The 12486-nt window shown below is 73.0% G+C and carries 15 protein-coding genes; 9 read left to right on the top strand and 6 right to left on the bottom strand.

Annotated features, from left to right (window positions below):
- Positions 1-27 precede the first annotated feature (27 nt).
- The 3 genes from AB0M39_RS18665 to AB0M39_RS18655 all read left to right on the top strand — a co-directional run bounded on the left by AB0M39_RS18665 (position 28) and on the right by AB0M39_RS18655 (position 1969).
- The gene (locus tag AB0M39_RS18665) at positions 28-879 is read left to right on the top strand and encodes a DeoR/GlpR family DNA-binding transcription regulator (RefSeq protein ID WP_365365570.1); all 852 of its coding nucleotides are present in this window, start codon (positions 28-30) and stop codon (positions 877-879) included.
- Positions 880-885: 6 nt separating this feature from the next.
- The gene (locus AB0M39_RS18660; RefSeq protein ID WP_365365568.1) at positions 886-1368 is read left to right on the top strand and encodes an SRPBCC family protein; all 483 of its coding nucleotides are present in this window, start codon (positions 886-888) and stop codon (positions 1366-1368) included.
- A gap of 118 nt (positions 1369-1486) precedes the next feature.
- The gene (locus AB0M39_RS18655; protein ID WP_365365566.1) at positions 1487-1969 is read left to right on the top strand and encodes an SRPBCC family protein; all 483 of its coding nucleotides are present in this window, start codon (positions 1487-1489) and stop codon (positions 1967-1969) included.
- Between the two features lie 109 nt (positions 1970-2078).
- On the opposite strand, the gene AB0M39_RS18650 is transcribed toward AB0M39_RS18655, so the two are convergent.
- On the bottom strand, positions 2079-3212 hold the full coding sequence (locus AB0M39_RS18650; protein WP_365365564.1) for a PLP-dependent cysteine synthase family protein: 1134 nt from the start codon (positions 3210-3212) through the stop codon (positions 2079-2081).
- 201 nt (positions 3213-3413) lie between these two features.
- On the opposite strand from AB0M39_RS18650, the gene AB0M39_RS18645 reads away from it, so the two are divergent.
- Both AB0M39_RS18645 and AB0M39_RS18640 read left to right on the top strand, forming a co-directional pair.
- Positions 3414-3737 (top strand): hypothetical protein, encoded by a 324-nt coding sequence (locus AB0M39_RS18645; RefSeq protein ID WP_365365562.1) that lies wholly within the window; start codon positions 3414-3416, stop codon positions 3735-3737.
- A gap of 181 nt (positions 3738-3918) precedes the next feature.
- Positions 3919-4437 (top strand): ATP-binding protein, encoded by a 519-nt coding sequence (locus tag AB0M39_RS18640; RefSeq protein ID WP_365365560.1) that lies wholly within the window; start codon positions 3919-3921, stop codon positions 4435-4437.
- Positions 4438-4598: 161 nt separating this feature from the next.
- Here the strand turns inward: AB0M39_RS18640 and AB0M39_RS18635 are convergent, their stop codons facing one another.
- Positions 4599-4754: a hypothetical protein gene (locus AB0M39_RS18635; RefSeq protein WP_365365558.1), complete on the bottom strand. Its 156-nt coding sequence runs from the start codon at positions 4752-4754 to the stop codon at positions 4599-4601.
- Positions 4751-5038, bottom strand: a complete 288-nt coding sequence (locus tag AB0M39_RS18630) for an SHOCT domain-containing protein (RefSeq protein ID WP_365365556.1) — start codon at positions 5036-5038, stop codon at positions 4751-4753. Before AB0M39_RS18630 ends, AB0M39_RS18635 begins: the two co-directional genes overlap by 4 nt.
- A gap of 186 nt (positions 5039-5224) precedes the next feature.
- Between AB0M39_RS18630 and AB0M39_RS18625 the strand changes: the two genes are divergently transcribed.
- Complete coding sequence (locus AB0M39_RS18625) at positions 5225-5797, top strand: TetR/AcrR family transcriptional regulator (protein WP_365365553.1); 573 nt, start codon at positions 5225-5227, stop codon at positions 5795-5797.
- A gap of 63 nt (positions 5798-5860) precedes the next feature.
- Here AB0M39_RS18625 and AB0M39_RS18620 read toward each other — a convergent pair whose 3' ends face one another.
- Together AB0M39_RS18620 and AB0M39_RS18615 are read right to left on the bottom strand one after the other, a co-directional pair.
- A complete protein-coding gene (locus AB0M39_RS18620; protein WP_365365699.1) occupies positions 5861-6640 on the bottom strand; it encodes a YhjD/YihY/BrkB family envelope integrity protein in 780 nt (259 codons plus the stop codon).
- Positions 6641-6825: 185 nt separating this feature from the next.
- Positions 6826-8040 carry an ROK family protein gene (locus AB0M39_RS18615; RefSeq protein ID WP_365365551.1) on the bottom strand — a complete coding sequence of 405 codons (1215 nt, stop codon included), beginning with the start codon at positions 8038-8040 and terminating at the stop codon, positions 6826-6828.
- 75 nt (positions 8041-8115) lie between these two features.
- Between AB0M39_RS18615 and AB0M39_RS18610 the strand changes: the two genes are divergently transcribed.
- Together AB0M39_RS18610 and AB0M39_RS18605 are read left to right on the top strand one after the other, a co-directional pair.
- A complete protein-coding gene (locus AB0M39_RS18610; protein ID WP_365365549.1) occupies positions 8116-9441 on the top strand; it encodes an MFS transporter in 1326 nt (441 codons plus the stop codon).
- Positions 9442-9547: 106 nt separating this feature from the next.
- A complete protein-coding gene (locus AB0M39_RS18605; RefSeq protein WP_365365547.1) occupies positions 9548-10291 on the top strand; it encodes a maleylpyruvate isomerase family mycothiol-dependent enzyme in 744 nt (247 codons plus the stop codon).
- Positions 10292-10454: 163 nt separating this feature from the next.
- Here AB0M39_RS18605 and AB0M39_RS18600 read toward each other — a convergent pair whose 3' ends face one another.
- Complete coding sequence (locus AB0M39_RS18600; RefSeq protein ID WP_365365545.1) at positions 10455-10856, bottom strand: MarR family transcriptional regulator; 402 nt, start codon at positions 10854-10856, stop codon at positions 10455-10457.
- 87 nt (positions 10857-10943) lie between these two features.
- On the opposite strand from AB0M39_RS18600, the gene AB0M39_RS18595 reads away from it, so the two are divergent.
- Entirely contained in the window at positions 10944-12434 is a 1491-nt protein-coding gene (locus tag AB0M39_RS18595; RefSeq protein WP_365365543.1) for an MFS transporter, read from the top strand.
- Positions 12435-12486: the final 52 nt, after the last annotated feature.

Raw genomic sequence — 12486 nt, 5'->3', positions numbered from 1 at the left:
GACGCGATGGAAGGACCGGCCCAGGCGGTGAGCGACAACCAGAATCTGCTCGCGGAGCAGCGGCGCGCCCTGATCCTCGACGAGGTGCGCAGGCGCGGCGGTGTGCGGGTCAACGAGCTCACCCGCAAGCTCAACGTCTCCGACATGACCGTGCGCCGCGATCTGGACGCCCTGGCCCGGCAGGGGGTCGTCGAGAAGGTCCACGGCGGCGCGGTCCCGGTGGTCGAGGCGAGCACGCACGAGCCGGGCTTCGAGGCGAAGTCGGCGCTGGAGCTGAGCGCCAAGGAGGACATCGCGCGGGCGGCGGCGCGGATGGCCGCGCCCGGCAGCGCGATCGCGCTGTCCGGCGGCACTACGACCTATGCGTTGGCGCACCATCTGCTGGATGTGCCGGATCTGACGGTGGTCACCAACTCGGTGCGGGTCGCGGACGTGTTCCACGCAGCCCAGCGGGCGGGCACGCCCGGGAGCCACCATCCCGGCGCGGCCACGGTGGTGCTGACCGGAGGGGTGCGCACGCCCTCGGACTCCCTCGTCGGCCCGGTCGCCGACCAGGCCATCCGCTCGCTCCACTTCGACGTGCTGTTCCTCGGCGTGCACGGGATCTCGGTGGAGGCGGGCCTGTCCACGCCCAATCTGGCGGAGGCGGAGACGAACCGCCGGTTCGTCCAGGCCGCGCGCCGGGTGGTGGTGGTCGCCGACCACACCAAATGGGGCACGGTGGGGCTGAGTTCCTTCGCCTCGCTGTCCGAGGTCGACACCCTCGTGACGGACGCGGGCCTGTCGGCCCGGACGCGCGAGGAGATGGCGGAGCATCTGCCGGGTCTGGTGGTGGCCGGCGGCCCGGAGGCCGACGGCGGGGCGGGACAGGACGGCTGACGCCGGGTGACCGTCTTCCGGATCACGCGCGCGGTCACGCTGCCGGCTGACGAGGTGTGGCGGCGGGTCACCGACTGGCCGGCGCACGGCGCGCGGGTGCCGCTGACGGCGGTCTCGGTGCTGACGCCGGGGCCGACGCGGGTGGGCACGGTGTTCGTCGCGCGTACGGGGATGGGGCGCGCCGGTTTCGACGATCCGATGAAGGTCGTCCTATGGACGCCGCCCGAGGCCGGCCGCGGGGAGGGCGCTCGGCCCGGCTGCTGCCGTCTGGTCAAGCAGGGGCGGGCGATCACCGGCTGGGCAAAGATCGAGGTGCATCCGCAGGGCGCGGGCGCGGTGGTGGTCTGGGCGGAGGAGCTGACGATCCGGCTGCTGCCGCGGCTGCTGGACCCGCTGGTCGCGCGGGTGGGACGGCTGGTGTTCGGCCGGGTGCTGGACGGGCTGCTCGGGAAGAGCCGGGTCCATGCGGGGGCGGACATCAGGCAGTGACGGATCCCGGGCAGGGGCCTCGCTCACGCCGGGTCCGTGCGGGGGCGGACATCTGACGGCCTGCCAGCTATGGTGTGCGGGCTCGCGTCCCGCCCCCTTCCGCTGGAGGTACGGTCCCATGGCTCGCCGACTCCGTCCCGTTGAGCTCGACTTCGTCGGCTCCGCCCCGCTGCGACTGGTCTTCTCGGCCGAGGCGACGGCCTCCCCGCAGGCCGTGTACCGGGCGCTCGCCGAGGATCTGCCGGGCTGGCCCGCCTGGTTCACGGCGGTGCGCTCGGCGACCCCCACGCACGGGGGCGCAGGCCGCGAGGTCAGGCTCAGGGGCGGGGTCCTCTTCGCCGAGACGATCCTCGCCACGGAGCCCGGCGAGCGCTACGCGTACCGCGTGGACGAGACCAACGCGCCCGGTCTGAGCGCCCTGTTGGAGGAGTGGCGGATCACCCCCGCCGGGAGCGGCACGCACGTGCAGTGGACGTTCGCCGCGGACGCGCCCGCTGCCGTGCGCGCTCTGCTCCAGATAGGCCGGGCGGGCCTGGGCGCGTCCTTCCGGGGCGCGGTGCGTAACCTCGACCGCAGGCTCGCCCGCTCCGCCGCGCAGTAGACCGGCAGCCCGCGGCCTGATCGGCGCCCGGGCCGCGGACCGACCAGCAGGCGGGCCACGCGGCCGGCTGCGGGATCAGCCCAGCCAGACCCCGGGCTGACCCACGGGATCAGTCGGACCAGACCCCGGTGGCCAGGAAGCTCTCGATCGCCGCCGTGTAGGGAGCGATCACCAGCCCCTGCTCCGCCAGCCATGCGTCGGAGTAGTACTTGTCGAGGTAGCGGTCGCCCGGGTCGCAGATCAGCGTGACCACGCTGCCCTTGCGCTCCTGCCGCACCATCTCGCCGACGATCTTCAGCGCGCTCCACAGCCCGGTGCCGGTGGATCCGCCCGCCTTGCGGCCGATCGCGACGTCCAGGGCTCGCACGGCGGCGATGCTCGCCGCGTCCGGCACCTTCATCATCCGGTCGATGGCCCCGGGCACGAAGCTCGGCTCCATGCGCGGCCGTCCGATGCCCTCGATGCGGGAGCCGCAGTCGCTGCTGGCCAGGGGGTCGTTGCGGGTCCAGCCGTCGAAGAAGCAGGAGTTCTCCGGGTCGGGGACGCAGATCCGCGTGTCGTGCTGCATGTAGTGGACGTACCGGGCGATGGTCGCCGAGGTGCCGCCGGTGCCCGCGGTCGCGACGATCCAGGCGGGCTCGGGGTAGCGCTCGCGCCTGAGCTGCTGGTAGATCGACTCGGCGATGTTGTTGTTGCCGCGCCAGTCGGTGGCCCGCTCGGCATAGGTGAACTGGTCCATGTAGTGCCCGCCGGTCCGCGCGGCGAGCGCGGCCGACTCCTCGTACATCTTGCGCGAGTCGTCCACGAAGTGGCACTGCCCGCCGTGGAATTCGATGAGCCGACACTTCTCGGCGCTCGTGGTGCGCGGCATCACCGCGATGAACGGGACGCCGATCAGTTTGGCGAAGTACGCCTCCGAGACGGCGGTCGAGCCGCTGGACGCTTCGATGACCGGCGCGCCGGGGCGGATCCATCCATTGCACAGGCCGTACAGGAACAGCGACCGCGCGAGGCGGTGCTTGAGGCTGCCGGTCGGATGGGTGGACTCGTCCTTGAGGTAGAGGTCTATCCCCCACGCCTCCGGCAGCGGGAAGCGCAGCAGATGGGTGTCGGCCGAGCGGTTGGCGTCCGCCTGGACCTTTCGCACGGCTTCTTTCAGCCACGCCCGGTAGGCCTCGTCGCTTCTGTCGACGTCGACGGTGGCGACCGCCGCGCCCGCTGCTGACTGCTCTGTGCTGTTCATCTGCGCCGTTCCTCGTCCGTGACGATGTCCTGCGACGTGTCGTCCTCCCTTGCAACAGTAAGCACCCCACCTGCGCAAACGTTCACTTTGGGCATCCATAGGCGTTGCTTGTGGGGGCTGTGGCCGCCGTACGCACTGGTGCACAGCGCCGTATTTGTGCAGACTGCCAGCAGGAATCGGTGCGAAGGGGGCAGACGCACGATGGGGATCTCAGAAGCCGAGTTCAGCGCCACTGGCGTACGGATCGAGCGGTGGCCGCGCTCGCTCACGCGGGCCGGACAAGTGTTGATCAAGGACGGCAGGCTGGCGCTGCTGACGAGCTACGGCCGGGTGATCGAGAGCGCGCCGGTGCGCGCCGTCAGGGCGGGCAAGCCCTGGTTCGCGGGCGACGACAGCACCGTCGCGACGGTCAACGGCAGGCGGTACCGGCTGACGATGGGCCAGCGCAGCCACGCGCCGAAGGACCGGGCGCTGGCGGGACGCTTCCTGGAGGCGGTGCGCGGAGCCGGCGGCGGCAGGAGCTGAGAGCGCCCACCCGAGTGCTGCGAGTTGCGGAGCCGTACGAGGTAGCTCACGCTGGTCTCACATCACTCAGGGTTCACCGGTGGTAACGCTGAGACCCAGTGCGCCGGTGACCATCAGCAGCCAGCCAACTGCTGGATCCGTTCTCCGTCTTCTTCCGGACCTCATTCGGGGAGTCGCAGCCGTGATCAGCCAGCCAAGCAGGCACTGCACGGTGGAGCTCCAAGCCCTGCCGTCGCGGATCGGTCAGGTCCGCAGAATCATCTCGGCGCAACTGCGCTACTGGCATCTCGATCCTCTGATCGACCATGCCGCGCTCGGCGTCACCGAGTTGCTGACCAACGTCCATCAGCACGCCCAGCCGGACAAGATGTGCACCGTGGAGATCGAGCTGCTGCTCGACCGGCTCACGGTCTCCGTCCACGACCACGACCCGCGCCTTCCCGCCGTCGCGGAGACCGACCTGTGCGCCACCTCGGGGCGCGGGCTGGCGCTGATAGCGGCGGTGAGCGAGAGCTGGGGCGTGCGGCCCCAGGGCGACGAGGGCAAGGTCGTCTGGTTCACGCTGCCCACGCCCCCGCCTGCGACGGGTCTGCCGCCGTATCCGGTGGTGTACGGGGCGACGACCGACGGACCGTTCCCGAGCGGGCAGGACGACCAGACGCGCAGGCGCGCCTCGGCCCGGTCGGCCGTGGCGGGCTGACCGGGCTGAGCTGCGCACTGGGTCTCGCACCGGCCGGGCTGAGTTCACGCTGGGCTTCCAACTGACCGGGTCTGCGCGGGCGCAGGCGGCGGGGGCGGGGGCGGGGCGCCCCAGTCGAGCCGCGCCCCTCGAACGCCTCGGCTCCCCGGGCCTCCTCGGGCCTACTCGGCCGCTATGGCGCGCAGCACGTCCAGCCGCGCCGCGCGGCGCGCGGGCAGCCGGCCCGCGAGGGCGCCGGCGCTCAGGCCGACGAGCGCGACCACCAGGAGCCGCCCGGGAGGCGCCGCGAACGCGAAGGCGGCGCCCGAGGCGGTCATGCCGCGCCGTCTTTCCCGGCGCGGCCGAACTGCTCGTCCAGGACGGACAGCCGCCGCCAGTACTCCTCCTCGTCGATCTCGCCCGCGGCGAAGCGGCGGCCGAGCAGCGCGATCGGCGAGCTCTCGCCGTGCCGCGGCCGGCTCCCCTGCCAGGGGGCGCGCCGGCCGCGCCAGACGCCAGTGCGGCGCAGCACGGTGACGACGCCGACGACGACGGCCGCCCAGATCAGCGGGAGGAAGGCAATCCACGGGCCGGGCCCGTCTGCGTACGCCAGGGTGTTCATCTCGTTCAGCTCCTCGGGAGCGTTTCTCGTTGCGTTTCGTTGACGCTTTCGAGGCTCCCGCCGGGCGGCGGCGAAGTCGTCGTACGGCCAGCGGCAGTGCGCGTACTGCCCGGGGAGTACGCGGGGCCTGCTGGGCTGCTCCCGATCGCCCTCGGCTCTGTACCTACTAGTCTGTAAAGTGTTCCCATGACCACTCCTGAACGGCTGATCGAGGCCACCCGCGAACTTCTGTGGGAGCGCGGCTATGTGGGCACCAGCCCCAAGGCCATCCAGCAGCAGGCGGGCGCGGGCCAGGGCAGCATGTACCACCACTTCGCGGGCAAGCCGGATCTGGCGCTGGCCGCCATCCGGCGCACGGCCGAGGAGATGCGCGCGACCGCCGGTGCGGTGCTGGACGGCGAGGGGACGGCGTACGAGCGGATCAGCGCCTATCTGCTGCGCGAGCGCGACGTGCTGCGCGGCTGCCCGGTCGGCCGGCTGACCATGGACCCCGACGTCGTCGCCAGCGACGAGCTGCGCGCCCCGGTGGACGAGACGCTGGACTGGCTGCGCGAGCGGCTGGCCTGTCTCGTCGAGGAGGGCCAGGAGAACGGCGAGTTCCCTCCCGCGTTCGACGGCGAGGAGATCGCCGCGACGATCGTGGCGACCGTCCAGGGCGGCTATGTGCTGGCCCGCGCGTCCGGCTCGAGTGCCGCCTTCGACACGGGAGTTCGCGGGCTGCTCGCGCTCCTGGCGCCGCGCCCGGCCGCGTCGCGGTAGCTGCCACCGCCCGGCCGCTGTCGGCCCTCTGGCAGCAGAGCGGCCTCGCTCCCCTCGCTGTGCCTAGCTCCCCTCGCTCCCCTCGCCGTCGGGCAGCGCCATCTCCCGTTCGATTCTGCGGCGGGTGCGCTCCTCATGGAAGAGCCGTCCCACCAGCGCGCCGCCGTAGACGACGAAGCCGACGCCGACCAGCCAGGACTGGATGACCAGGACCGTGCCGAACGGGCCGTACGTCACCGTGTTGCTGGCGATCAGCGGCGAGAAGACGAGCTGCGAGAAGACCCGCAGCCCGAGCATGCCCATGCTGGTGGCCACCGCTCCCGGCAGCAGGGCCCGCCAGCGGATCCGGCCGCCGAGCAGCAGATGCTGGGAGCCCCAGAAGAACAGGAACGTGCCGATCAGGTCGGCGAGGCCGAGGAGGAGCGACAGCCAGACGGGCTCGATCGACAGGGGTGTGTTGACGAAGGCCACCAGCGACACGACCAGCATCGCGAGCCACACGACATGCCGCCACATGGTGTGCCAGCGCGCCGTGGGCAGGTTCCAGACCTTCTCGTAGCCGGTCTGGACGGCCGATCCGAAGGTGAGGCCGAAGACGGTGAGCGCGGCCAGGCCGAAGGCGGTGGTGCGCTGAAGCGCCTGGCCCGGCAGGCCGAAGAGCCGCTCGACCTCCTCCTGCGAGGACTCCGCGACCCCGAGCGCCTGGCTCAGCCAGCGGGCGAAGCCCTGCCCGCTGGCCGGGTCGGCCGCGGCGACGACGATCAGCAGGGGGACGAGGGTGAGGAAGCCCAGTGCGGCGAAGCCCATGGCACGGTGCATCAGCTCCATCTCGCGGCCGCGCATCCAGCAGAGCCCGACGGGCGACGCGAGGAGCCTGGCCCAGTGGTGCTGGAGCCAGTGCGCGTCGGGCGCGGGGCGGTCGGCGCCGGATGGCTCACGGGTCATAGACCGTCGACTACCCGCATGTGCGGGGTGAGGCTTCCATCGTGCCCCCGGACGGGTGTCGGCTCGGGCCGGCCGCGCGCCCCTCAGGCCAGTGCGCTCAGCGGGTCGTCCAGCACCGGCTGCCAGGCCAGCTCCGCCGCGCCGACCAGGCTGTTGTGGTCCAGGCCGCAGGCCAGGATCGGCACTCCGCCGCTGCGGCCCCACAGGCTGCGGTCGGCGACGACGGCGCGCAGCCGCTCGGGGTCGGCCTCCAGCAGCTCCCGGTGGAGCCCGCCGAGGATGATGCGGTCGGGGTTGAGGATGTTGACCAGCCCGGCGAGCCCGAGGCCGAGGCGGTCGATGAGCTCCTCGGCCGCGTTGCGCACGGACGGGTCGGCGTACTCCGTGCGCAGCAGGTCCCTGGACTGCTGGAGCAGCGAGACCTCGGGGCCCGGGTCGCGGCGGGCGGCGGTGAGGAAGGCGAGCGGGTCGGCCTCGACGTCGAGGCAGCCGCGGCTGCCGCAGTGGCAGGGGCGGCCCTCGGGGTTGACGGTGAGGTGCCCGACCTCGAGCGCGAGGCCCGCGCTGCCGCTGTGCAGCCGGCCGTCGAGGACGAGCGCGCCGCCGACGCCGCGGTGTCCGGTGGCGACGCAGAGCAGATGCTGCGCTCCGCGGCCGGCGCCGTGGCGGTGCTCGGCGAGGGCGGCGAGGTTGACGTCGTTGCCCGTGAAGGCGGGTCCCTGGATGCCCGCGGCCCGTACCCGCTCGGCGAAGATGTCGCGTACCGGGGCGCCGGCCGGCCAGGCCAGGTGGAGCGGGTTGAGCGCGGTGCCCTCGGGCTCGGCGACGGCGGACGGCACGGCGAGGCCCGCGCCCACGCAGCGGCGGCCGCTGGCGCGCAGCAGGGCCGCGCCCGCCTCGACGACCTCGCCGAGGACTTGGGCCGGGTCGGCCGAGACGGTGACGCAGCCGGGCGCGGTGGCGACGGTGCTGCCGCCGAGTCCGACGAGGGAGGCCCTGAATCCGTCGGCGTGCACCTGGGCGGCGAGCACGACGGGGCCGGCGTCGTCGACGGAGAGCCGGTGCGAGGGGCGGCCCTGGGAGCCGGCGGCGGCGCCCGGCCGGGAGTCGACCGTGATCAGCCCGAGGGCTTCGAGCTCGGCTGCCACCGCTCCGGCGGTGGCGCGGGTGACGCCTAGCTCGGCGGTGAGCACGGCCCGGGTGGGGGCCCTGCCGGTGTGCACCAGTTCCAGGGCGGGGCCGAGCGCGCTGCGGCCTCTCTCCAGCTTCGCCCGGGTCGTCGTCGCCTTGCCGTTCATGGAGGCGAGTCTCCCATGATCGGACGTGGCGCCGCCGCCTTGTACGGAACGGGCCGAGGCCCCTATGCTGACTTTGTGCCGAACCTAAACAAACTACGGACGGCCGTACCGGGGGGACCGGGCGCAGACACCGCCGCACTCTCCCTGTCCCGCCTCCGCACCGCCCTGACCGTGTTCTTCGCCCTCGACGGCTTCCTCTTCGCCGGCTGGGTCGTCCGCATCCCCGCGATCAAACAGCAGACCGGCGCCTCCGCCAGCGATCTGGGCCTGGCCCTGCTCGGCGTCTCGGCGGGCGCGGTCGTGACGATGACGCTCACCGGCCGCCTCTGCCGCCGCTTCGGCAGCCACCCCGTGACGGTCGCCAGCGGCGTTCTGATGTCGCTGAGCATCGCGCTCCCGGCGCTGACCCACTCGACGCTCGCCCTCGGCCTGGTGCTGCTGGTCTTCGGCGCCGCGTACGGCGGGATCAACGTCGCCATGAACAGCGCGGCCGTCGATCTGGTCGCCGCCCTGCGCCGGCCCGTGATGCCCAGCTTCCACGCGGCCTTCAGTCTCGGCGGAATGGTCGGCGCCGGCCTCGGCGGGCTCGTCGCCGGCGGGCTGAGCCCGGCCGCGCACCTGCTCGCGCTCACCGGCGTCGGCCTGCTGATCACCGCGTTCGCCGGCCCCACCCTCATGCGCCACCCCGCACCCGGCGCCGGGCGATCCCCGGCCGGCGAGACCCGCTCCGAGGACGGGCGGCTCCGGGGCCGTACGCGCCGGCTCGTCGTCCTCTTCGGCGTGATCGCGCTCTGCACGGCGTACGGAGAAGGGGCGATGGCCGACTGGGGCGCGCTCCATCTGGAGCAGGACCTGCACGCGCACCCGGGCGTCGCCGCGGCCGGATACTCCCTGTTCGCCCTGACCATGACGGCGGGTCGGCTCACCGGCACGACCCTGCTGGAGCGGCTCGGCCAGACCCGCACCCTCGTGGCGGGCGGCGCGACGGCCGCGGCCGGAATGCTGCTCGGCGCCCTCGCCCCCACGGTGTGGCTCGCCCTGCTGGGCTTCGCCGTGACGGGGCTCGGGCTCGCGAACATCTTCCCCGTGGCGGTGGCCAGGGCAGGCGCGCTCGCCGGCCCCGGCGGGGTCGCGGCGGCGTCCACGCTGGGCTACGGCGGGATGCTGCTGGGACCGCCGGTCATCGGGTTCCTCGCCGACTGGTTCTCGCTGCCCCTCGCGATGACGACGGTGGCGGCGCTCGCGGCCGGCGCGGCGCTGATCGGCTACGGAGCGCGCAACGCGTCGGCCGCCGCCAAGCCCGACCATCCGGCGCGCTGTGCCGAGCCGGCTGCCCCGAGGCAGCCGGGCGCCGAGCACACGACCACCGGCCAGACCTGCTGCCCCGGCTCGGGCAGGTGACTCCCCTCGGCCGGCCAGACGCGCGCGGCGACTGGCGTGAGCGCGGCGAACGACTGGCGTGAGGCTGGTCTGCCGCGGAGCGGAACGCGCTGGCAGAATCGGCCGCATGCAGACCGCTGAGCTGATCAAATGCCTCGTCCGCGAGGGCCAGTCGCTGGCCGGGGCGGCCGCCGAGGCCGGCCCGGACGCAGCCGTTCCCACCTGCCCCGGCTGGACGGTGCGGAACCTGCTGCGGCACACGGGCATGGTCCACCGCTGGGCGACCGCCTTCGTGGCCGAGGGGCACACGGCCTACCACCCTGACGGCGGCGAGCCCGACCTCGACGGGGAAGAGCTCCTGGAGTGGTTCCGGGAGGGGCACGGCCTACTGGTGGCCGCGCTGAGCGAGGCGCCCGCGGACGTGGAGTGCTGGACCTTCATGCCGGCGCCGTCTCCGCTCGCGTTCTGGGCGCGCCGCCAGGCGCACGAGACGGCCGTCCACCGGGCGGACGCGGAGTCGGCGCTCGACGGGAAGCCGGGCCCGCTCGCGGCCGGGTTCGCCGTGGACGGCCTCGACGAGCTGCTGTGTCTCTTCCACGCCCGCCCCAAGAGCCGTATGCGCACCCAGACTCCGCGCGTCCTTCGGGTACGGGCCCTCGACACCGACGATGTGTGGACCCTGCGGCTCTCGACCGAGCCGGTGCAGACCGAGCGGACCGACGAGGGCCCGGCGGACTGCGAGGTGAGCGGAACGGCGGAGCAGCTCTATCTGACGCTGTGGAACCGGCTTCCGCTCACCGCGGTGTCCGTCGCAGGCGACGCGGACCTCGCACGGCTGTGGCGCGAGAAGTCGGCCATCACCTGGTCGTAGACGGTCCTGATGGACTGAAGGGCCGGGCGCCGACGTCGGCGCGCGGCCCGGACATGGGCGGCCTCCGGCTCGGCAGAGGCACCCGGCCCCGACATGGGCGAGCCCCCGCTCAGGCTGGGACGCCGGGCGCAGGCGCGCAGCCCAAACGCCGGCGGATTCCGGCTCAGACGGAGGCGCCCGGCAGCATCTTGGCGAGAACCGCGCGCTGAAGCGGCTGGACCTCGGCGTGGCGGGCCCGTCCGGCGTCGGTGAGCGCCACCCGCACCCCGCGGCGGTCCTCGCTGCACATCCCCCGCGTCACCAGCCCGTCCTTCTCCAGCCGTGCGATCAGACGGGAGAGGGCGCTCTGGCTGAGATGGACCTGGGAGGCCAGTTCCTGCACACGGTACGAACAGTCGCCGCCGTCCGCCGGCATCTCGGCGAGCACGTCGAGGACTTCGAAGTCGCTGGCGCCCAGTCCGTGCTGGTGGAGCGCGCGGTCGAGCTCGCAGATCGTGCGGGCGTGCAGCGCGAGGACGTCCCGCCACTCCTGTACGAGCGCACGCTCGGGCTTCATCGCTGCCATGACCGCACGTTAGCAGAGCCGACGCGTTTTGTTGCACCGGAATTAAATGCACTTGCAGTCAATGCATGTGCATGTACGGTGATCCACATGACTTCTCCGTCCCTCTCCGCTCCCGACCAGACCCAGGAGCGCTGGAGTCCCCGGCTCTGGGGCACCCTGCTCGTGCTGTGCGCCGCCATGTTCCTCGACGCCCTCGACGTCTCGATGGTCGGCGTCGCCCTGCCCTCGATCGCCGAAGACCTCGACCTGTCCACCTCGACCCTGCAGTGGATCGTCAGCGGCTACATCCTCGGCTACGGCGGACTGCTGCTCCTCGGCGGCCGCGCGGCCGACCTCCTCGGCCGCCGACGGGTCTTCCTGATCGCGCTCGCCGTCTTCGCCCTCGCGTCCCTGCTCGGCGGACTGGTCGACTCCGGGCCGCTCCTGATCGCCAGCCGCTTCATCAAGGGCCTGAGCGCCGCGTTCACCGCGCCGGCCGGGCTCTCGATCATCACCACGACCTTCAAGGAAGGACCCCAGCGCAATCGAGCGCTGTCCATCTACACCACCTGCGCGGCCACCGGCTTCTCGATGGGCCTGGTGCTCTCCGGGCTGCTCACCGAGCTCAGCTGGCGCTGGACGATGCTGCTGCCCGCGCCCGTCGCGCTGATCGCGCTGGTCGTCGGCGCGAAGCTGATCCCGCAGAGCGCCCGCGACACCTCCCACCGCGGCTACGACCTGCCGGGCGCCGTCACCGGAACAGCCGCGATGCTGCTGCTCGTCTTCACCGTCGTACAGGCGCCCGAGGTCGGCTGGACCTCCGCCCGCACGGTGCTCTCCTTCCTCGCGACCGCCCTGCTGCTGGCCGCCTTCGTCGTCATCGAGCAGCGCACCGCCAACCCCCTGATCCGGCTGGGCGTGCTGCGCTCGGGCACCCAGATCAGGGCGCACCTCGGCGCCGCCGCGTTCTTCGGCAGCTACGTCGGATTCCAGTTCCTGGTCACGCAGTACATGCAGTCGCTGCTCGGCTGGTCGGCGCTGCAGACCGCGCTCGCCTTCCTGCCCGCCGGCGCGCTGGTCGCGCTCTCCTCGACACGGGTCGGCTCGGTCATCGACCGGTTCGGGACACCGCGTGTGATCGCGTCCGGCTTCGCGTTCCTGGTCGTCGCCTACGCGCTGTTCATACGCGTCAGCCTGACGCCGTCCTACGCGGCCGTGATCCTGCCGTCGATGCTGCTGCTGGGCGCGGCCTGCGCGCTGGCCTTCTCCGCCCTCAACATCCAGGCCACCAACGGCGTGGCCGACGAGGAGCAGGGCATGGTCTCCGGGCTGCTCAACACCTCGTTCCAGGTGGGCGGCGCGATCTTCCTGGCCGTGGTGACCGCCGTGATCACCGCGGGCGGCGCCGAGGGCGGCTCGCCGCAGGAGGTGCTGGACAGCTACCGGCCCGGCCTGGTGGTCGTGACGGCCATCGCGGCGGCCGGTCTGCTCATCACGCTGACCGGGCTGCGCACCCGCCCCGCCGCGCAGAGCGTCGTGGTGGCGAAGTCCGCGCCGGAGGCGGCCGAGGAGCCGCAACGGGTGGCGGTCGGCGACTGAGCCCGACTCCCCACGTCGTGGGGCGGCGGGGGGGGGGGGCCGCCGGCGCGGG

The sequence above is a fragment of the Streptomyces sp. NPDC051907 genome (genome assembly GCF_040681075.1).
Taxonomy (GTDB): Bacteria; Actinomycetota; Actinomycetes; order Streptomycetales; family Streptomycetaceae; genus Streptomyces.
Note: the sequence above shows the minus strand (reverse complement) of the source record. Positions and strands in the feature narration are given on the sequence as shown.

What these genes read in the sequence shown, in the direction of transcription:
- AB0M39_RS18655 (WP_365365566.1), top strand. Translation starts at nt 1,487, where the DNA reads ATGGCTCGCCGACTCCGTCCCGTTGAGCTCGACTTCGTCGGCTCCGCC.
- AB0M39_RS18650 (WP_365365564.1), bottom strand. Translation starts at nt 3,212, where the DNA reads ATGAACAGCACAGAGCAGTCAGCAGCGGGCGCGGCGGTCGCCACCGTC.
- AB0M39_RS18645 (WP_365365562.1), top strand. Translation starts at nt 3,414, where the DNA reads ATGGGGATCTCAGAAGCCGAGTTCAGCGCCACTGGCGTACGGATCGAG.
- AB0M39_RS18635 (WP_365365558.1), bottom strand. Translation starts at nt 4,754, where the DNA reads ATGACCGCCTCGGGCGCCGCCTTCGCGTTCGCGGCGCCTCCCGGGCGG.
- AB0M39_RS18630 (WP_365365556.1), bottom strand. Translation starts at nt 5,038, where the DNA reads ATGAACACCCTGGCGTACGCAGACGGGCCCGGCCCGTGGATTGCCTTC.
- AB0M39_RS18625 (WP_365365553.1), top strand. Translation starts at nt 5,225, where the DNA reads ATGACCACTCCTGAACGGCTGATCGAGGCCACCCGCGAACTTCTGTGG.
- AB0M39_RS18620 (WP_365365699.1), bottom strand. Translation starts at nt 6,640, where the DNA reads ATGCGCGGCCGCGAGATGGAGCTGATGCACCGTGCCATGGGCTTCGCC.
- AB0M39_RS18615 (WP_365365551.1), bottom strand. Translation starts at nt 8,040, where the DNA reads ATGAACGGCAAGGCGACGACGACCCGGGCGAAGCTGGAGAGAGGCCGC.
- AB0M39_RS18605 (WP_365365547.1), top strand. Translation starts at nt 9,548, where the DNA reads ATGCAGACCGCTGAGCTGATCAAATGCCTCGTCCGCGAGGGCCAGTCG.
- AB0M39_RS18600 (WP_365365545.1), bottom strand. Translation starts at nt 10,856, where the DNA reads ATGGCAGCGATGAAGCCCGAGCGTGCGCTCGTACAGGAGTGGCGGGAC.
- AB0M39_RS18595 (WP_365365543.1), top strand. Translation starts at nt 10,944, where the DNA reads ATGACTTCTCCGTCCCTCTCCGCTCCCGACCAGACCCAGGAGCGCTGG.